Raw genomic sequence first — 19,086 nt, 5'->3', positions numbered from 1 at the left:
CGGGTACGCCGAGTATGGCAATCAACATGCCACGTGAAAATAGCCGAAAAGCGCTTCGATCGGTCCGCCGTCGACGCCGCGCTCAGGCACACTCTGGCACGCCGCTCGGGCGGTTGGATCCGGCACTCCCTCCGCGCCACGACCTGCGCGGACCGTCCGCGGCAGGTGGTCCCCCTGGTGTCCACGGCGGCAGCTCGCGGTATCGTGCGGCGTGATTTCGGAAGACCTGGGGAACGTCGCGCCGCGGCTCGACGAGGTGCGGCGCCGGATAGCGAGCGCCGCCGCGCGGGCAGGGCGCGGGCCAGAGGAGGTCCGGCTCATCGCCGTGTCGAAGGGGAAGCCCGCGGAGGCCATCCGCGCCGCCTACGCCGCCGGGCAGCGGGATTTCGGCGAGAACTACGCGCAGGAGCTCGTCGAGAAGGCCGAGGCGCTCGCCGATCTCGACGGGCTCGTGTGGCACGCCATCGGCCAGCTTCAGAGGAACAAGGCGAAGCTCGTCGCGCGCGTCGCGCACGTCGTGCAGTCGGTCGACCGGGAGGAGCTCGCCGTGGAGCTCGATCGGCGCGCGGCCGCGCTGAGCCGCACCCTCGACGTCCTGATCGAGGTGAACGTCGGCGGCGAAGCCTCGAAGGGCGGCTGCGCCCCCGGCGATTTCGCGCCGCTCCTCGCCGCGATCGCCCGGTGCGCGCACCTCCGGCCGATCGGCCTCATGACCATCGCGCCGTTCCTCGAGGACCCGAGCGACGTCGCGCCGTTCTTCGCGCAGCTGCGCGCCCTGCGCGACGCGCACGGCGGCCGGGCCGTGCTGCCCGAGCTCTCGATGGGCATGTCGCACGATTTCGAGGCGGCCATCGCGGAAGGCGCGACGTGGGTCCGCGTCGGCACCGCCATCTTCGGAGCCCGCGGATGACGGCGACGTCCGCCGCGTCGCGCCTCGGCGCGGCCCTCCGTGGCGGTGGCGTCGCGCGCGGCGCCACGCTGGCTGCGTGCGCGCTGCTCGCGCTCGGGTGCGGGCCGGGCGCGATGCCCGCGTCGGTGCGCCACCCGCTCGTCGGCAGCGCCGCGCCGGAGTTCCACGCGGAGTCCACGGCGGCGGTCACCGTCGGCGTGCCCGGCACGCGCAGGACGCGGGTCACCGTGATCGACTTCTGGGCGTCCTGGTGCGCGTCGTGCAGCCGGACCATGCCGGCGCTCGACCGGCTCTGGCGCGACCGCAAGGCGGACGGGGTGGCCGTGATCGGCGTGAACGTCGACGACTCGGAGGCCGCCGCGGAGGCCGCCGCCCACGAGCTCGGCGCGACGTTCCCCATCGTCGCGGATCTCGATCAGCGGCTCTCCGGGACCTACGGCGTCGCGCAGGTCCCCCTCACGTTCGTGGTCGACGGCGCGGGCACCGTGCGCTGGGTCGGGCACGATCCGGCGAGCGCGCGCCGCGCCGTCGAGGTCCTCCTCTCGGAGCGCCCCGCGGGCGCGCGGTCGGTTTTCGAATGAGCGCGACCCGGGGCGGCGGCGGCGGCGCGCGACGGCGGCCCGCGGGCGACGAGCCGACGCTCTTCGACGCCGCCCGGCAGCGGGAGCCGGAGCTCAAGGCCACGGTGCCCCTCGCCGAGCGCATGCGCCCGCGCTCGCTCGAGGACATGATCGGCCAGGGCCACCTCCTCGGCGAGGGCAAGCTGCTCGCGCGCGCGATCGCGGCCGACCGGATCCCCTCCATGATCCTGTGGGGCCCGCCGGGCGCCGGAAAGACCACGCTGGCGCGCGTCGTCGCGCACACGACGAACGCCCGCTTCGTTCCCTTCAACGCCGTGCTGGGCGGCGTGCCGGAGCTCCGCGAGATCCTCGCCCAGGCGCGCACCGCGCGCTCCTACGAGGGCAAGCGGACGATCCTGTTCGTCGACGAGATCCACCGCTTCAACAAGGCCCAGCAGGACGCCTTCCTCCCGCACGTCGAGGACGGGACGATCACGCTCATCGGGGCGACCACCGAGAACCCCTCGTTCGCGGTCAACGCGCCGCTGCTCTCCCGGTGCAAGGTCTTCCGGCTGCAGGGCCTCGGCGCCTCGGAGCTCGTCGAGCTCCTGCGCCGCGCCCTCGAGTCGCCCGCCGGGCTCGCCGGCGCGATCGCCGCGGACGACGACGCGCTCTCGGCCATCGCGGCGCTCGCGCAGGGCGACGCGCGCAGGGCGCTCACCACGCTGGAGATCGCCGCGGACGAGGCGGGGCGCGCGGGCGCCCCCACGATCACGCGCGAGCTCATCGCCGGCGCGAGCGAGCACAAGACGCTGCTCTACGACAAGGCGGGCGAGGAGCACTACAACGTCATCAGCGCCTTCATCAAGTCGATGCGCGGCTCCGATCCCGACGCCGCCATCTACTGGCTGATGCGCATGATCGAGGCCGGCGACGACCCGCTCTTCCTGCTGCGCCGGATGATGATCTTCGCGTCCGAGGACATCGGCAACGCCGACCCGCGCGCGCTGGAGATCGCCGTCGCCGCGGACGCCGCGTTCCGGCGCATGGGGATGCCGGAGGGGCTCTACCCGATCACGCAGGCGGCGCTCTACCTCGCCACGGCCCCGAAATCGAACGCCTGCAAGACCGCCTGGCACGCGGCGCAGGCCGCCGTGCGCGAGCACGGCGCGCTCCCGGTCCCGCTCACGCTGCGCAACGCGGTCACGCGGCTCATGCGCGACGAGGGCTACGGCGAAGGCTACCGCTACGCGCACGACGAGCCGGGCGGCGTCGCGCTGGGCGAGGCCTACCTCCCCGAGCCGCTCGCCGGCAGCCGGTTCTACGAGCCGACCGATCGCGGCTACGAGCGGACCATCGGCGAGCGCCTCCGCCGGATCCGCGGCGAGGGGGAGGGTGAGGGCGGCTGAGGCGCGGCGCCGGCCGGCCCATCCGTCACGGCGTCACGCGTCGTCGTCGTCGTCGCCGCCCGCGCCGGCGAGCGCCTGCTGGAGCTCGCTCAGCGCGTGCTGATCTCCCTTGCTGCGCGCGGCCCCGATGCCGTCGACAAGCCAGGAGCGCCCCTCGTCGATGCGGCCTGCCTTCACCAGCATCGTCCCGCACATGAGGTACATCGGCACGTACGCCGGATCCATCGCCCGGAGCGCGCCGAACGTGGCGAGCGCGTCGTCGTGGCGGCCCTGGCCCGCGTACTCCAGCGCGAGCGCGTACCAGTGGAACGGATCCTTCGACCCATCCCGGGTCATCTTCTCGAGCATCAGCAGCCGCTTGCTCACGTCGCCTCCACAACCCCGATGAACGGCAGGTTCCGATAGCGCTCGGCCCAGTCGAGCCCGTAGCCGACCACGAATTTGTCCTCGATCGTGAAGCCCAGGTAGTCGATGGGCACCTCGACCCGCGCGCGCGCCGGCTTGTGCAGCAGCGCGCAGACCTTCACGCTGTTCGGCATCCTCGTGCGGAAGAGCTGGAGCAGGTGCGAGATCGTGAGGCCCGTATCCACGATGTCCTCGATGAGGAGGATGTCCTCGCCCTCGATCGGTCGGGTGAGGTCCTGCGTGATCTGGACGACGCCGGTCGAGGCGGTGCCCTCGCCGTAGCTGCGCACGCCGAGGAACTCGATGCGCACCGGCAGGTCGATGTGGCGCGCGATGTCGGCGGTGAACACGAAGCTCCCCTTGAGCACGGAGACGAGCACGAGCCGGCGCTCCGCGTAGTCCCGGGTGATCTGCGCGCCGAGGTCGCGCACGCGAGCGCCGATCTGTTCGGCGGACAGGAGCGTCCGGACATTCGCCATGGTGCCCGCTAACATCGCGGCGCCCGCGCCACCAGCGCCCAGGCGGGCCCTGCGTCGCCGCGCGCGGCGATCCCATGTCACGCCGCTGATGTCGCGCGGTCGCTCTGCTGCTGCCCGGGTCGAAACTGGGTTAGTCTCTGCGCCTTCCGCGATGCCGCTCCCTTCTCTGCCTGACGCGCCCCCGCACCTCACCTCGCGCACGCCCCTGGCCGTCCGCTTCTGCGAGACGGATCTCATGGGCATCGTCCACCACGCGAACTACGTCATCTACCTGGAGGCTGGCCGCATCGACTGGCTGAAGCGCCGCGGCCTCTCCTACGAGGAGATGGTGCGGCGCGACCTTCACCTCGCCGTCGCGGAGCTGCGGATCAAGTACCGCCAGGCCGCGCGGTTCGGCGACGACCTCGTGGTCGAGACGACCTGCCGCGAGGTCCAGCGCGTCACAGCGCGCTTCAGCTACCGGATCCTCCGGGGCGAGGACGTCATCTGCGACGGCGACATCCTCCTCGCGTGCCTGGGATCGAACCTGACGCTGACGCGGATCCCGGACGACATCGTCCAGCTCCTGGCGAGCCCCGAGACGACGGCCGATCGCTAGGGCAGGGGACGCCGTCCTCGCTTCAGCCGCCGTCCGCCGCCTCGGCGCCGCTGCGCACGATGCGCGCCGGCATCTCGACCGTCTGCGGCGGCTCGATGCGCTCGCCGAGGAACGTGCGCCACTGGACGACGTAGCGCCCGCGCAGGGGCCCGATCACGTAGCGCTCGCTCGCCGGAGGCACGGCGACCGCGGGGATCCCGTCGACGAGAAGGTACAGCAGCTCGTCCGTCTGGTTGACCGCGACGAACCCCTCGCCGGGCGCGCCCGGGTCGACGCTCGCGGGCAGCTGGAGCGGCTCGGCTCGGATGGCCGCGAGCTCGTCGCGCGTCAGGAAGACGCCGCCCTGCGCCGACGGGAGCCCGGCGGCGGCGTACGCGGCGCTCGGGGGCGGCATGAGCATATCGGTCGAGATCAGGTCCGTTCGCCGGGCGATCGACGTGACCTCGAACGCGACGCCGCCGCCGCCTTGCCAGGCGTAACTCGCGTAGAGCGGCACCTCGCCGGCCACGCACTCGGGCGACTTCGGATCCACGCCGAGGATCTCCAGCAGCGCCCGGCAGAGCAGCGGCCCCCCGTCGCCGGCCTCGGTGACCCTGCCGAGCTCGACGTACAGCGCGCCGAGGCTGCCGTGCACCTCGACCTTGCGGACGTCGATCTCGAGCCGCTTGCCGTCGCCGACAGGGCGCGCCGAGCCCGTCGACAGCGGCGTCACGTCGACGCGCCGCTCGCCGAGGAGCGTGCGGAGCGCCCCCGGCGGCACGACCCGGTACTGGGTCAGGGACGGCCAGAGCAGCACCTCGCCGTACACGTCATGGCGCGCGCGGAGCTCGGAGCCCGCGGGCAACGGGAGCGCGCGCGACGTGAACTGGACCCGCATCCGGCCCGTCTCCGCGAGCTCGACCTTCCACGTCAGCTCGGTGAGCTTCTGCGCCGCGTGGATGCCGGAGGCCGCCACCTCGGGCGCCTTGGGGGGCTGCGGCACGTCACGGAAGCGGAACGCCGCCTCGAGCATCACGCCGGGGAGCTCGCGGGGCGAGAGCGCGTCGTCCGGCAGGGGGGTGGCGGGCGAGAGCGGCAGCGGCGACTGCGGGCTCGCCTCGGACATGATGAGCCGGCCGTAGTCGTCGGCGATGATCTTCGCGGTCGCCTCGGCGGCGGACGCGTCGAGCAGGTCCGGCGTCTCGTTCGCGAGCGGCGCGGGGAGGATTTTCGCGTTCGGGCTCGCGCCGGCGTCCAGGGGATCGACGGGCGCGTGGCGCGACGGCTCGCACCCGGCGGCGGCGAGCAGCAGGAAGGCCGCGGCGGCGCGCGCGGCGATCACGGCTCCAGCTCGAACGTGTGGATGACGCGCACGCGCGCGTCGAGCGGCGGCGGGTCGGGCGCGCACTGCGTGTCCAGGAAGACCGCGGTGCAGCGGGGGTGGCAGCCGAGGAGCAGGTTGCAGTTGGCCGCCTCGTTGTCGAACACCGCGATGACCCGCCCGAGCCGCGAGAGCTGCGGCGCGACGCTCCGCTTGAACTCGGTGTCGGGCATCTCGAACCTCGGCTTCACGACGAGCTCCGTGCCGATGACCCCGATGGGGAAGCCGAGGTCGCGCAGGCTCGCGAACGAGCCGAGCGCCATCTTCGGCAGGTCGCGGCCGGTGAGGTACACGAGGGTCGCCCCGGCCGCGTGGCAGTCGCGCGCGTACTGGCTCGCGCCCGGCACCTCGACGTCGTGCCGGATGTGCGGATCGTTGAAGAAGCGGGCCCTCCAGAAATCGAACGCGTGCAGGTGGAGCGCCTCGTCGTCGACGCCGAGCCGCCGCAGGTTGTCCTGGAACCCGTACACGATGCCGTCGGGCGACGCGCGCTCGAGGAGGGCGGCGGCGTGCGGGTGCTTGCGGCGCCACTCCTCCGCCAGCTCATGGAGGATCGCGACCACCCGCGGCCGGTTGTCCATGAGGGTGCCGTCCAGATCGAAGACGATCACGGGGGGCCCCTCCGACCGATCGGCCGCGCGCTCGACGATGGATCTCAGGAGCCGCGTCCGCTCGAGAGGGACGAGGCGCTTCTCGTGAAACAGCGTGCTCAAGGTCGTCGCGCCGCGGAAACGCGCACCGTCCGCGCGGCTCCTCGGGCCGGAACCCTAGCGCGAACTCGCCCTCCCCAGAAGCGACGGCGCCCACCCCCTCGCCAGAGCCCGCGATCCTGCGTAAGTGTGCCCAAATATCCTACATTGTTGGCCTATTCATTCCGCTCTTCGTAGGATTTTCCAAGTCGGGACCCTCGAGGCTCCGAAGGAAGGCCCATGCAGAACCGCATCAAGACCGCTCTGACCCTGGCGATGGCGATGACCGCCGTGGTGGGCTGCTCGAAGACCCCTCGCGATCGTTTGCAGGGGCGCTGGCATGGCGATGCCATCGAGAACGCCCCTGTGGACCAGCTCACCAAGGCGACCGGGTGGGTGAAGGGAACGGCGCTCGAGTTCAACGGCAGCAAGGTGACGGTGACCGTGCCCGCGGAGACGCCGCGCAGCGGCACCTTCAAGGTGACGAAGGCAGACGGCGATCAGGTGACCGTCGCGTTCCTCCGCCCCGAGGGCGGGCTCGATGAGGCGGCGTTCCGCTTCACCGCGGATCAGACGCTGCGCTGGGAGATCGGCGACGGCCGCGCCATCGTGTTGACGAAGGCGAAGAACTGAGCTCCGCCGGCGCCCCGGCGGGAGCGAGCGCCGGGCCGTCTATCGCCGCACCCGCTCCCTCCGCACCCGCGTGAGCCACCGCGCCTCGCCGCGATCGCCGTCCCGCGCGAGCAGCACCACGACATCCTCCGAGAGCGGCCCGGTGAGGCGCCGCCGCGCTTCCTCGATGGAGCGCACCTCGACGCCGTTCACGGACAGGAGCCGATCGCCGGGCTCGATGCCGGCCTCCTCGGCCTCGCTCGCCGGGGGCACCGACACGACGGTCACGGTCCTTCGCTCCTCGCCGAGCGTCACCGCCAGGCTCCCCGCGCCCTTCGGATCTTGCCGCGCGCCGCCTCCCGGCAGCGCGATCCTCACGCGCTCGGTCGTCCTGCCGGCCCGGACCTGCACCGGCTGCGACTCGGCGCGCCCGAGATCCGCGCTGTACGCCTCGATGATCGCCGTGCCCTCGGGCAGCCCGCCGAGCTGGAACCGCCCGTCGCGGTCGGTGGTCACCACGCCCGGCGGCAGCGGGCCGAGCGGCAGGTACGTCGGCACGCGGTCGCGCGCGACGCGGGCCCCCGCCACCGCGTCCCCGCGCGGATCGACGACCTGGCCGGCGACCTCTCCCGCCTCGGACAGGTCGATGCGCCCGAGGTCCATCGGGCGATCGGGATCGCCGGCGATCGTCACCCGCAGCGTCGCCGGCGCGTACCCGTCGCGGCTCACCGTCACGCGGAACTGGCCCGGCGCGAGGTCGGTGAGCGTGAAGGCGCCCTCCGCGTCGCTCGTGGCGCGGCGCGGCCCGGTCGTCGAGAACAGCGTGATCCGCGCGCCCTCGAGCCGCTCCCGCCCGCCGCGCCCGGTCACGGTGCCGGTCGCCTTGAGGGCCGCGCCCATCTCGAGCCGCAGCGCCTTCGGCGCCGCGTCGACCTGCTCGACGCGCGGGGACCTGCCGGAGCGCACGAGGCTCACCCGGAGCGGCAGGCCGGCGGCGTCGGGCAGCAGCGCGTCGCCGTCGTCGTCCGTGAACAGCGTCTTGCGGAGCGGGACGGCCACGTCGAGCGAGAGCACGCGCACCTCCACGCGATCGAGCGGGTAGCCGCGATCGTCGGCGACGTGGATGGCCACCGCCTCGCGCACCTTCGGGAGGACGACCTCGATCTCCTTGCGATCGCGCTCCGGCACCTCGACGACGAGCCGCGCCACGACGTCGCCTGGCGACTCGGCCCGGGAGACCGAGACGAGCACCTCGTCGGGGACCGCGGCGAAGGCGAACGTGCCGTCGTCCGCGGAGTACGTCACCCGCTCGAGCGAGCCGGCGGTCGCGGCCAGCTCCACGCGCGCGCCGGCGACGGGCTTGCGGTCCTCCTCGAGGACGCGGCCCTCGAGCAGGCCGCCCTGGCGCATCACCACGCGCACGTGGGCCTCGCCGCCCGGCTGCAGGGTCACGATCTCGCTGGGCGTCTCGACGTACTCCGGGTGCCGCACGATGGCGTGGACGCGCCCGGGGGTGACGGGCTCGGCCCGGAACGTGCCGTCGGCGCGCGTGACCCACGGCTCGCCCGAGCGCACCGAGGCGGCCGGCAGCACCGCGTCGCCATGCGGCAGGTCCGGGATGGGGCCCGGCATGACCCCGAGCTCGCCCGCGGGGATCAGCGGCGCCGGGCCGGGCAGGGCGCGCTCGAAGTGCTCGTCCCTGAACTCGGACATCGCGGTGGTCTCGTCGATCGGCATCCCCTCGGCGTCGGCGCCCACGACCTCGATCGTCGCGCCCGGGACCGGGTAGCCGCGGTCGTCGACGACCTCACCCACGAGCGCGCCGCCGCGGAGCAGGGGGATGCGCACCTCGGTGGCGCCCGCGTCGACCTGCACGGCGTTCCTCGGCACGAAGCCGGCCGAGAGGGCCGAGGCGCTCGCGTATCCCGGCGCGATGGGCCCGAGCGTCACCGACCCGTCGTCGCCCGTGCGGCCGTGCAGCGGGAACGCCGACAGGCCCTGCTCGACGAGCACGACGTTCGCGCCCTTCACGGCCGGCGCGTCCTCGCCGTCGCCGTCGGTCACGAGGAGCCGCACGTGGCGGCCGGGCCCGAGGACGAGCTTCACCTCCTTGCCCTCGCCGCGCCTCACGGGCACGGCCAGCGCTGTCGCGCTCACGGCGGCGCCGCGCCGGGCCTTGAGGTCGTATACCCCGTCGCGGAGCCCGGCGATCCTCGCGGCGCCCGTCGCGTCGGTGGTCGTGCTGCGCGCTGGCCAGAGCCCGGTGCCGGCGGCGAGCACGGTCGCGCCGTCGGCCGGCTGCCCCTCCGCGTCCACCACGCGGACCGTGAGGGCGCCGAGCCGATCCATGCGGAGCCGGAGCGGCGCCGGCCCGGGCACGATGCCCGTCCGCACGGTGTCCTCGAAGCCGAGCGCCGACGCGCGGACGACGTAGGGCGCCGCCCCGAGCCGATCGAACCGCGCGCGCCCGCCTTCGGCGGTGGTCGCCACGAAGGGGAGGGGATCGGCGGTCGCGACCGTCACCTCGGCGCCGTCGATCGGGCGCTCGGCCTCGTCGACGACCAGCACGTCCAGCACCTTCGCGGGCCGCAGCACGAGCTCGACGGCGCGGGGGCCTGGCTCGAGCGCGACGCGGGTCGAGGCGCGGGCCCGCTCCGCGCCGTACGCCATGATCCAGGCCTCCCCGGACGGCAGCCCGGTGAAGCGAGCCTCGCCCGAGGGATCGGTCTTCAGCTCGCCCGCGAAGTAGGCGCGGTCCTCGCGCATGGCGAAGACGCGCACGGCGGCGTCCTTCAGCGGGCGCCCCTGCTCGTCGCGCACGGTGGCGGTGAGCTCCGCCGCGCGCCCCTCCACCCACGCGGGCACCGGCGGCGCCGGGATCGGCGCCCGCGGCAGGAACCGCGGCCCCAGATCGCGCAGCGTTGTCGCGGCGAGGAAGCAGACCAGCGCGGCGATCGCGGCCAGGACGGCATCGAGCCGCGACCGGCGATCGGCCCGGTCGGCTTCCGCTGCGGGTCGCCTGTCCTGTTCCGCTGCGGGTTGCTTGTCCTGCTCGGCCACGGCCTGGATTTCTACTCCGGATCCGTGAAAACGCCGAACGTCCCGCCGCCGTTCCCCCGGCCGCGCCCGGATCCCGCGGCGCCGCGCCGGCGTCCCGAGATCAGGCCTGGCGGCCGCGGTGCAGCTCGATCACGGCCTGGATCTCCTGCTCGGACAGGATGTGATCCGTGGCCTTGGCCTTCGCCAGGATGGCGTCGACGAGCTCCTTCGAGGGCTCGATCCTCCGCTGCCGGAGCCAGTAGTTCACGTTGGAGGCCCCGGACATGTAGCCCACGCAGATCTCCTGCTTTCGCCCGAACATGCCGGCGGGGACGCCGGAGTAGATCCGGTCGGCCATCCAGGAGTCGCCCTTCGACTCGGCCTTGATGATGGCCGCCGCGTGCACGCCGGTCGCCGTGCGGAAGGCGTCCCGTCCGACCAGGGGATAATTGATGGGCACCTCCCAGCCGACCGCCTTCGCCGCCGTCGTGCAGTACTCGAGGAGGTGGGTGAGGTCCTGGTGCTCGAGGAGGCCGAGGAGCTTCATGTTGAGCAGGATGAGCTCCATCGCGGCGTTGCCGACCCGCTCGCCGATCCCGAGGGCGGTGCCGTGCACCCGGTCCGCGCCGAACTGGAGCGCCCAGATCGCGTTCTCGAGCGCGAGGCCACGATCGTTGTGGCCGTGCCAGTCGATGCCGACCGACGCCCCGGCCCCCGCGACGATGGCCCGCGTGAAGTTGATGAGGTTGCGAACCCCGTCCGGCGTCGCGTGCCCGACGGTATCGCAAAGGCACAGCCGGGTCGCGCCGTGATCGATGGCGACCTTGAAGAGCGTCGCCAGCACCTCGGGGCGCGAGCGCGTCGTGTCCTCCGTGACGTAGGCGACGGGGAGCCCGGCCTTCACGCCCGCGTCGATCGCCGCGGCGCTCCGCTGCGCGATGAGCTCGACGTCCCACGCCTCCGCGAGCTGGCGGATCGGGCTCGATCCGATGAAGGCGTAGATCTCCACAGGGATCCCTGCGCGCTGGGAGATCTCGATCATGGGCGTGATGTCCGAGACGACCGTGCGGCCTGCGCAGGCGATGCGGAGCGGCAGGTTGTTGTCGGCCACCTCCCTGCACATCCGGAGCACGTCCTCGAACGCGCGCTGCGAGCTGCCGGGCAGGCCGACGTCGGCGATCTGGATACCGATCTTGGCCATCAGGTGGAGCAGCTTGAGCTTGCTCTCGATGTTCGGATCGGCGACCGAGGGGTTCTGCAGGCCGTCGCGCAGGGTCTCGTCGAAGAAGCCGATGTTCTCCGGGATGACCCGCCCGGCGCGACCCACCTCGTTCCAGTCGTAGATCAGCTCGGTCGGGCGGTTACCGGAGGCAGCGATCGCCATGCACTATTATAGTGCGCCTCGCTCGACGCCGGGCCTTGAGCGAAGCTTTTCCGGGGCGCTCGACATGACGCACGGCGCAGGTGAAGGCGGGCGATCGGTGGCGCGCTGCGGTGCGCTGGCCCTGCGCGCCCGGCAAGCCTAAGCTTGCGCCCACGACGATGTGGCAATCCCTACCTGAGTTCGGGACCGGCGTCCTTTACGCCATTCTGGTCACCGCGGCGTATACCTTCGCCGTCGGTCTCGCGTCGGCGCGCGGGCGGCCGCGGCTGCTGCAGGCCGCGCGGCTCGGCGCGTACGGCACGATCGCGCTGGTCGGCCTCGCGGTGCTCGTGCTGGCGTACGCCTTCGTCAGCCACGATTTCCGCATCGCCTACGTCGCGCAGTACAGCGACCGGTCCATGAGCACGCCGTACCTCATCGCCGCGCTCTGGGGCGGGCAGGACGGCTCGCTGCTCTGGTGGATGTTCCTGACCGCGTTCTTCTCGGGCACCTGCGTCGTCTGGCTGCAGCGCCGGTACCTGGAGCTCCAGCCCTACGTCATCGCGACGCTGATGAGCGTCCTGATCTTCTTCGCGGCGCTGATGATCTTCGCGGTGAACCCGTTCCGGACGAGCGTGGCGGGCGCCCCGCTCGACGGCAACGGGCTGAACTACCAGCTGCGCAACTTCTACATGATCATCCACCCGCCGAGCCTCTACATCGGCTTCACGAGCGCGGCGGTCCCGTTCGCGTTCGCGATCGCCGCGCTCGCCACGGGCCGGCTCGACAGCGAGTGGATCGTGGCGACGCGCAAGTGGATGCTCTTCTCCTGGCTGTTCCTCTCCATCGGCAACGTGCTCGGCATGCTGTGGGCTTACGAGGAGCTCGGCTGGGGCGGCCCGTGGGCCTGGGATCCGGTCGAGAACGCCGCGTTCCTCCCGTGGCTCACCGCGAGCGCCTACGTCCACTCGACGATGATCCAGGAGCGCCGCGGCATGCTGAAGGTGTGGAACGTCTCGCTCATCTGCGGGACGTTCTTCCTCACCATCTTCGGCACCTGGCTCACGCGGTCCGGCCTCATCGCGAGCGTCCACTCGTTCGCCCAGTCCGGCATCGGCATCTGGTTCGTCGGCTTCATGGCCGTGATCGTGGCCACGTGCACCGCGCTCATCGTCTACCGCCTGCCGCGGCTGCGCAGCGACGGGCAGTTCGAGTCGATGCTGTCGCGCGAGGCCGCGTTCCTCTTCAACAACTGGGGCCTCTTCAGCATCATGATCTTCATCGCGGTCGCGACGGTGTGGCCGCGCATCAGCGAGTGGCTGCTCGACCAGAAGTCGACGCTCGGGCCGACGTTCTACAACATGTGGCTGCCCCCGGTCGCGCTCGTGGTCTTCCTGCTCATGGGCGTCGCGCCGCTGCTCGGGTGGCGGAAGACGTCGCCGGAGCTCTTCCGGAAGAGCTTCCGCTGGCCCGTGCTGGTCACGGTCGTCACGGCGGCGCTCCACCTGACGCTCGGGAAGCGGGTGGGCTTCGCCCCGTTCGTCGCCGTGGACCCGATCTACCCCGGCCAGCTCGGCGACGCGCTGGCGAAGCTCGCGTCGACCTACCCGTTCTTCACGGTGGCCATCGCCGCGTTCAACATCTCCGTGGTCGTCCAGGAGTTCGCCCGCGGCATCGCGGCGCGGCAGAAGCGCGGGAAAGAGCCGCTCTTCACCTCCTTCTACAACCTCATCGCCAGGTCGCGGCGCCGCTACGGCGGCTACATCGTGCACGTCGGCATCGCGGTGATGTTCCTCGGGTTCGCCGGCCGCGCGTGGGGCGTCGACAAGGAGATCAGCCTCCACCCGGGCGAGTCCGTGCAGATCGAGGAGTACCGCCTCACCTACGCGGGCCCGCGCATGGAGGTCGACAGCGAGAAGCGGATGGTCTTCGCCGACCTCGACGTCGAGCGCCACGGCGCGCCGATCGGCCGGATCAGCCCGGCGAAGTTCATCTACAAGGCGTCGCCGGAGGCGCCTTCGACCGAGGTCGCGCGGCACATCACCGTCAAGAACGACCTCTACGTGATCATCGGGATGGCGAACCCCCAGACGAAGGTCGCTTCGTTCCAGATGCACGTGAACAACCTGATCTCGTTCATGTGGTTCGGCGCGGGCATCCTCATCCTGGGGGCCCTCGTCGCGATGTGGCCCGACATCACGCTCGAGGAGGCCGGCGCGTTCGGTTATGTGCGGGCGGCGGGGTCCGTCACCGCGTCGGTCGTGTTCGCCTTCCTGCTCGCCGGCGGCCCGTCGCAGGCCTACGGGCACCCCGTCCAGCAGGGGCTCGGGCGGCCTGTCCTGGTCGCGCCCGGCGCGGCGGACGGCGACGCCCGCGCCCCGGGCTCCGGCGCGTCGCTTGATCCCGGGCGGTCGCCCGCGAAAGGTGCCATCCTCCCGACCGCTGCCGAACCTAGGCAGCCGGCGTTCGAATGAGCCGCACGCGAAGACTCATCCAAGGCATCACCCTCCTCGTCGCGGGCGCCCTCGCCCTCGTCGTCCTGCTGCGCTCGCCCGAGTTCGCCCACGGGCAGCAGCTCGGCGAGGGGATGCAGCGCTCGGGCGTCGTCGGCATCGCGAACGACATCGAGCGCAAGCTCTTCTGGAGCCTGATCTGCACGTGCGGCTGCCCGCGCGAGACCCTCGGGACGTGCACGTGCGGCACCGCGCACGAGCGCCGTGACCAGCTCCGCGCGGCGCTCGCGTCGGGGCTGTCGATCGAGGCCATCCAGGCCGCCTACGCCGAGCGCTACGGGGCGGAGGCGCTGGCCGTGCCGCCCAACAAGGGGAGCCAGCGGCTGCTCTACCTCCTCCCGCTCGGCGCCATCGTGGTCGGCGCGGGCATCGTCGTCGTGACGCTGCGCCGATGGAAGCGGCGCAGCGACGAGGCGGGCGCCGCCGGCCAGCAGCCGTCCCCGAAGGGCGTTGTCCCCGGCGCCCGTGACGATTACGACGACAAGCTCGACGAGGAGCTCAAGAGCCTGGACCGCGAAGACCGCGAATGAGCGCCGAACAGCCCGCCAAAAGCGCCACCTCGGCCACGGCCGACGAGACCGTGACCCGGGGTACTGACTCGCCGCTGGAGCGGCAGATCGTGCACTACGCCCGCTTCGGGGCGCCGCTCGCGGCGCTCGTCGGCGCCGGCGTCGCGGGGCTCGTCGCCGGGCCGCCCGCGGCGATCCTCGTGCTCGCTGGCGGCGCGCTCGTCGCCGTCATCGCCATCTTCTGGGCGAGCCTCCGCGTGCTGATCGGGGAGACGCCGCTGAGCGGCGCCGACGCGTACGCGCTCGGCGCGCCGCGCGCGGAGGAGGAGCAGAAGCAGGCCGTCCTGCGCGCGCTCAAGGACCTCGAGTTCGAGCGGAGCGTCGGGAAGATCAGCGACGAGGACTACGCCGAGCTCGTCGCGAAGTACCGCGCCGAGGCGAAGCGGCTCCTCCGCCTGCTGGACGCCGACGCGCAGCCGCGGCGCGAGCAGGTCGCGGCGCTCGTGGCGAGGCACCTCCGGCGCGCCGGGCTCCAGGACGACGGCGCGCCCAGGGAGCCGGACGAGGCCGCGGCGGCGGCGGAGCCCGCGGCGACGCAGGGCGTGGCGTGCGGGGAGTGCGGCACGCTGAACGACGAGGACGCGGTGTTTTGCAAGAAGTGCGGGACGAAGCGCGCGCTCGGCGCGCCTCAGGACGACCCGGCTGCGACGGACGACGCCGCGGCCAGCGTCGATGAGGATGAGAACGACCGCAGGAGGGCCTCGTGATGCGCTGGACCGGGTGTACCGCGCTCGCCGCGATCGCCTCGCTGAGCATCACCGCCGCGCAGGCGGTGCAGGCGCAGCCGGCGGCGTCGGCGCAGCCCACGGCGGACAAGGCCGCGCCGGCGCAGCCCGCAGCGGGGGCGCCGGGTGCGAAGCCGGCGGCGGCGGCGGGTGCGAAGCCGGCGGCGCCGGGCGGCGCCGGTGGTCCTGCTGCGACCTCGACGGCCGCGGCGGCGGACGCGGGCGCGCCCGACGCTGCGAGCGAGCTCCCGCCGGGGCATCCCGAGGTCGGGCAGGCGCTGCCTTCGGGCCATCCGCCGGTGGGGAAGCCTCCCGCGACCAATGCGGCTTCCCGGCGCGCCTCGGAGCAGCTGACGGGCATGTTCGATGCGCCCAATGACACCGTCCAGGAAGACACAGGGCTCCCGCCCGGCGTCCTCGTGCTCACCGTGCAGGACGCGGATGGGAACCCCGTCCCTCGCATCTCCGTCGACATCGACATCATGCAGAGCTCGGTGACGAAGGGCGACTCGCGCGAGCGCATCAGCCGAGAGACGGACGACGCGGGCACCGTCCGGCTCGAGAACCTCGCGATCGCCGGCGGCACGAGCTACGGCATCTCGGTCACGCGCGACGGCGCAACGTTCTCGATCCCGCATTTCGGGCTCAGCGCCGAGGCCGGAAAGCGGGCCGTGCTCCACATCTACGACGCCACGCCGAACGTGAGCGGCCTGATGGTCGGGACGCAGGGCATCGTCTACCTCCAGCTCCGGCAAGACGCGATCTCGGTGGAGCAGCTGTTCCAGGTCTTCAACCTCGGCCGCGTCGCCTGGCTGCCCAACGAGACGTTCGCGCTCCCGCGCGACTACAAGGCCTTCAACAAGACCGAAGGCATGGGCGAGGAGATGCGCTTCGACGAGGTGAAGGGCACCGGCGCGGCGCTGCGCGGCACCGTGAGCCCTGGCCGGCACGAGGGGCAGTTCCGCTGGCAGGTCCCGCTCCATAACGAAGAGCGCCAGACGATCCGCATCGAGCTGCCGCCGCGCATCGCCCAGATGCGGGTGATGGCCGAGGCGTCGAGGTCGATGACGCTGAACGTCGCCGGCTTCCCCGCGGCCCAGCGCACCCAGAACCGGGACGGGAAGAAGATCCTGATCACCGAGATGCAGGGCACCCGCATGGAGGGCGGGATGAAGGTCATCGAGATCACGCTCGGCGGTCTGCCGACGCCGGGCGTGGGCCGGTGGATCGCGCTGGTGCTGGCCGGCGCGACCGTGATCGGCGGGGCCGCGCTCAACCTGGTCCGGCGGCGCGACCAGGACCGCGGGCCCGACGACGAGGAGCGGCGGGAGCTGCTCGAGGCGCGCAACGCGCTCCTCGACGAGTTCGTCGAGCTCGAGCGCGCGCGGAAGCGGGGCGACGTCGGCCCGAAGACGTACGATCGCGTCCGTGCGGCGCTCCTCGACGCGCTCGCGCGCATCGTGGCCATGATCGAGGCCAGGCCGGCGCGCGGGAAGGCCGCTGGCGCGCGCGGGAAGGTTGCTGGCGCGCTCAAGGCCGACGCCGCCGGATCGCCGCGCTCCTGAGGGGTGGGGGCAGCACCGGACGTCGGGCGGATGCCGCGGTGGAAGGCCGGCCTCGCCGCGGGCGCGGCCCTCCTGATCGGCGCCATCGTCGCGCTCGCGCTCCATCGCGCGGAGCCGCCGGCGCGCTGCGCGCCGGGGATGGTCGCGCTCGGCCCGCGGTGTTGCGGCGAAGGCCAGCGCCTCGACGACGCCGGCCGCTGCGCAGGCGCGCCGGCGCGATGCAGCGCCGGCCTCACGGTGACGGCCGCTGGCTGCGTCGCGCCGGGCGCGGCCGTCCGCATCGCCGCCGGGACGCTGCGCCTCGGGCCAAGCGACTGGGAGGCGCAGGGCATCGTCGACCCGCGCGCTGTGTTCGTCCCGGCGTTCTCGCTCGACGCGTTCGAGATCACCGAGCAGCGCTACGCCGCTTGCGTCGAGGCCGGCGCGTGCGCCCCGCTCCCGCTGCGCGGCGAGCCCGGGGTCCCCGTCACGGGCGCCACCCTGGCCGAGTCGGCTCGGTATTGCGCCTTCGCGGGCGGGGCGCTCCCCTCGCGCGATCAGCTCGCCTTCGCCGCGGCGGGCGACGCGGGCCGGCGGTACCCGTGGGGAGACACCGGCGCGGTCTGCCGGCGCGCCGCCTTTGGCCTGCGCGCGGGCCCGTGCGGCTGGGGCGCGACGGGCCCCGAGCTCGCCGGCTCGCGCCCCGACGGCGCCGCCGTGCACGCGGGCGGTCGGGTGTTCGATCTGGCCGGCAATGTTGCCGAGTGGGCGGCCCCTGATCCGCTCGAGGGCGAGTTCTCTGGAACTCACGGCGGATCCTGGATGGATGGGGCCGCGGCGGCGCTCCGCACCTGGAATCGTCGCCTTGTCCCGGTATCCACCCGAGCGCCGGATCTCGGCTTCCGGTGTGTCTATCCACCGTAGCGCTCGCAGGCGCGCCCCGCTCGGCGGCGGGCGGGTGGGGGAGGGGATGGCGGACAAGATCACCCCGCTTTCCGACCGCAAAACAATCCGGAAACGCGCTCCGGCGGCGCCGGATGGAGTTAGAGTCCCAAGTCCCAATGGCTGTCGCGCTTCTCTCGATCGGGACCGAGCTCACCCGCGGCGAGATCATCAACACCAACGAGGCCTGGCTCGCTGCCGAGCTCACCGCAGCGGGCTTCACGGTCAGCGAGTCCAGCACCGTCGACGATGACGTCGATCGCATCGTCGCCGCGGTCCGCCGGCTCGCGAGCGCGCACCGGCTGGTGATCGCCACCGGCGGCCTCGGCCCCACGACCGACGACCTCACCGCGCGGGCCGCGGCGCGCGCGATGGGCACCGACCTCGTGCGCGACGAGAGCACGCTGCTCGCCATTCGCCGGCGCGTCGAGAGCCGGGGCAAGACGATGAACGCGGGCCACGAGAAGCAGGCCGAGGTCCCCGCCGGGTCGGAGATCCTCCCGAACTCCGCCGGCAGCGCGCCCGGCTTCGGCATCCACCTGGGCGAGTCCACCGTGTTCTTCCTCCCGGGTGTGCCGCGGGAGATGAAGAGCATGTTCGCCGAGCAGGTGCTGCCGCGCGTGCGGCCGGCCGCGCCGAACAACACCTTTCAGGTCCGCCTCCGCACCTACGGCCTTCCCGAGTCCACGCTGGGCGAGCTCCTGAAGGGCGTGGAGGAGGCCTATCCCGGCATCACGCTCGGCTACCGCGTTCACTACCCGGAGGTCGACGTGAAGGTCCACGCCCGCGCCGCCACGCAGTCGATGGCGCACGACCTGGCCCTGAAGGCGACGGCCGATGTCCGTGAGCGGCTCGGCACCGCCGTGTACGGGGAGGGGGGCGACGCCTTCCCGGAGATGGTGGGGCGCTCCGTGCGCGCCCGTGGCTGGAGGCTCGCCGTGTCGGAGTCGTGCACGGGCGGCCTGATCTCCCACCTGCTCACCAGTTATCCGGCGAGCGACTACCTGGTTGGCGCCGCGGTCACCTACGCGAACAGCGCCAAGACGCGGCTGCTCGGCGTCGCGGAGGACACCCTGCGCGGCCACGGCGCCGTGTCGGCCGAGGTCGCCGCCGAGATGGCGCAGGGCGTCCGCCGCCTCTGCGAGGTCGACGTCGCCATCTCCGTGACGGGCATCGCGGGCCCGACGGGCGGCACGGCGACCAAGCCGGTGGGCCTCTGCTACTGGGCTGTGTCGCACCCTGGCGGCCTCGTCGTGCGCGACCGCGTGTTCTCGGGGGATCGCGAGGAGGTCCAGCTCGGCGCCGCCTACGCCGTCCTGGACCTCCTCCGCCGCATCGCCGGCAATCTCCCTGAGCGCTCTCCCTGAGC

The 19,086-nt window shown here is 72.9% G+C and carries 17 protein-coding genes; 11 read left to right on the top strand and 6 right to left on the bottom strand.

What is annotated here, in order from left to right; translation table 11 throughout:
• Nucleotides 1–211 precede the first annotated feature (211 nt).
• From WMF22_RS44645 to WMF22_RS44635, 3 genes are read left to right on the top strand one after another with little or no spacing between them, the layout of a single operon-like run.
• Nucleotides 212–910 carry a YggS family pyridoxal phosphate-dependent enzyme gene (locus WMF22_RS44645; RefSeq protein WP_437295995.1) on the top strand — a complete coding sequence of 233 codons (699 nt, stop codon included), beginning with the start codon at nucleotides 212–214 and terminating at the stop codon, nucleotides 908–910.
• Nucleotides 907–1,491, top strand: coding sequence for a TlpA family protein disulfide reductase (locus WMF22_RS44640; RefSeq protein ID WP_437295994.1), 585 nt, complete (start codon nucleotides 907–909; stop codon nucleotides 1,489–1,491). Before WMF22_RS44645 ends, WMF22_RS44640 begins: the two co-directional genes overlap by 4 nt.
• Entirely contained in the window at nucleotides 1,488–2,879 is a 1,392-nt protein-coding gene (locus tag WMF22_RS44635) for a replication-associated recombination protein A (RefSeq protein ID WP_437295993.1), read from the top strand. Before WMF22_RS44640 ends, WMF22_RS44635 begins: the two co-directional genes overlap by 4 nt.
• 33 nt (nucleotides 2,880–2,912) lie before the next feature.
• Here the strand turns inward: WMF22_RS44635 and WMF22_RS44630 are convergent, their stop codons facing one another.
• Together WMF22_RS44630 and hpt are read right to left on the bottom strand one after the other, a co-directional pair.
• Nucleotides 2,913–3,245, bottom strand: coding sequence for a tetratricopeptide repeat protein (locus WMF22_RS44630; protein ID WP_438033664.1), 333 nt, complete (start codon nucleotides 3,243–3,245; stop codon nucleotides 2,913–2,915).
• On the bottom strand, nucleotides 3,242–3,763 hold the full coding sequence (gene hpt, locus WMF22_RS44625; protein WP_157907284.1) for a hypoxanthine phosphoribosyltransferase: 522 nt from the start codon (nucleotides 3,761–3,763) through the stop codon (nucleotides 3,242–3,244). Before hpt ends, WMF22_RS44630 begins: the two co-directional genes overlap by 4 nt.
• A gap of 151 nt (nucleotides 3,764–3,914) precedes the next feature.
• Between hpt and WMF22_RS44620 the strand changes: the two genes are divergently transcribed.
• A complete protein-coding gene (locus WMF22_RS44620; RefSeq protein WP_437295991.1) occupies nucleotides 3,915–4,361 on the top strand; it encodes an acyl-CoA thioesterase in 447 nt (148 codons plus the stop codon).
• Nucleotides 4,362–4,383: 22 nt separating this feature from the next.
• Here WMF22_RS44620 and WMF22_RS44615 read toward each other — a convergent pair whose 3' ends face one another.
• Nucleotides 4,384–5,682, bottom strand: coding sequence for a hypothetical protein (locus WMF22_RS44615; RefSeq protein WP_437295990.1), 1,299 nt, complete (start codon nucleotides 5,680–5,682; stop codon nucleotides 4,384–4,386).
• Nucleotides 5,679–6,434: an HAD family hydrolase gene (locus WMF22_RS44610; RefSeq protein ID WP_437295989.1), complete on the bottom strand. Its 756-nt coding sequence runs from the start codon at nucleotides 6,432–6,434 to the stop codon at nucleotides 5,679–5,681. The genes WMF22_RS44615 and WMF22_RS44610 overlap by 4 nt, the downstream gene beginning before the upstream one ends.
• 216 nt (nucleotides 6,435–6,650) lie before the next feature.
• On the opposite strand from WMF22_RS44610, the gene WMF22_RS44605 reads away from it, so the two are divergent.
• Entirely contained in the window at nucleotides 6,651–7,043 is a 393-nt protein-coding gene (locus tag WMF22_RS44605) for a hypothetical protein (RefSeq protein WP_437295988.1), read from the top strand.
• Nucleotides 7,044–7,082: 39 nt separating this feature from the next.
• Here the strand turns inward: WMF22_RS44605 and WMF22_RS44600 are convergent, their stop codons facing one another.
• Nucleotides 7,083–10,082, bottom strand: a complete 3,000-nt coding sequence (locus WMF22_RS44600; protein WP_438033663.1) for a carboxypeptidase regulatory-like domain-containing protein — start codon at nucleotides 10,080–10,082, stop codon at nucleotides 7,083–7,085.
• A gap of 100 nt (nucleotides 10,083–10,182) precedes the next feature.
• On the bottom strand, nucleotides 10,183–11,445 hold the full coding sequence (locus WMF22_RS44595) for a LeuA family protein (RefSeq protein WP_437295986.1): 1,263 nt from the start codon (nucleotides 11,443–11,445) through the stop codon (nucleotides 10,183–10,185).
• 158 nt (nucleotides 11,446–11,603) lie between these two features.
• On the opposite strand from WMF22_RS44595, the gene WMF22_RS44590 reads away from it, so the two are divergent.
• The 6 genes from WMF22_RS44590 (at nucleotide 11,604) to WMF22_RS44565 (ending at nucleotide 19,084) form a co-directional block, all read left to right on the top strand.
• A complete protein-coding gene (locus tag WMF22_RS44590) occupies nucleotides 11,604–13,898 on the top strand; it encodes a heme lyase CcmF/NrfE family subunit (RefSeq protein WP_438033662.1) in 2,295 nt (764 codons plus the stop codon).
• Nucleotides 13,895–14,467, top strand: coding sequence for a cytochrome c-type biogenesis protein (locus WMF22_RS44585; protein WP_438033661.1), 573 nt, complete (start codon nucleotides 13,895–13,897; stop codon nucleotides 14,465–14,467). Before WMF22_RS44590 ends, WMF22_RS44585 begins: the two co-directional genes overlap by 4 nt.
• Nucleotides 14,464–15,213, top strand: a complete 750-nt coding sequence (locus WMF22_RS44580; RefSeq protein ID WP_438033660.1) for a hypothetical protein — start codon at nucleotides 14,464–14,466, stop codon at nucleotides 15,211–15,213. Before WMF22_RS44585 ends, WMF22_RS44580 begins: the two co-directional genes overlap by 4 nt.
• A complete protein-coding gene (locus WMF22_RS44575; RefSeq protein WP_438033659.1) occupies nucleotides 15,210–16,796 on the top strand; it encodes a carboxypeptidase-like regulatory domain-containing protein in 1,587 nt (528 codons plus the stop codon). Before WMF22_RS44580 ends, WMF22_RS44575 begins: the two co-directional genes overlap by 4 nt.
• Before the next feature lie 30 nt (nucleotides 16,797–16,826).
• Nucleotides 16,827–17,699, top strand: a complete 873-nt coding sequence (locus WMF22_RS44570; RefSeq protein WP_437295982.1) for a formylglycine-generating enzyme family protein — start codon at nucleotides 16,827–16,829, stop codon at nucleotides 17,697–17,699.
• Nucleotides 17,700–17,836: 137 nt separating this feature from the next.
• The gene (locus WMF22_RS44565; protein WP_438033658.1) at nucleotides 17,837–19,084 is read left to right on the top strand and encodes a CinA family nicotinamide mononucleotide deamidase-related protein; all 1,248 of its coding nucleotides are present in this window, start codon (nucleotides 17,837–17,839) and stop codon (nucleotides 19,082–19,084) included.
• The last annotated feature ends 2 nt before the right edge of the window (nucleotides 19,085–19,086 follow it).

Source organism: Sorangium sp. So ce204 (assembly GCF_051526795.1).
Taxonomy (GTDB): domain Bacteria; phylum Myxococcota_A; class Polyangia; order Polyangiales; family Polyangiaceae; genus Sorangium; species Sorangium cellulosum_B.
This window is presented reverse-complemented; position numbering and strand designations above follow the sequence as displayed.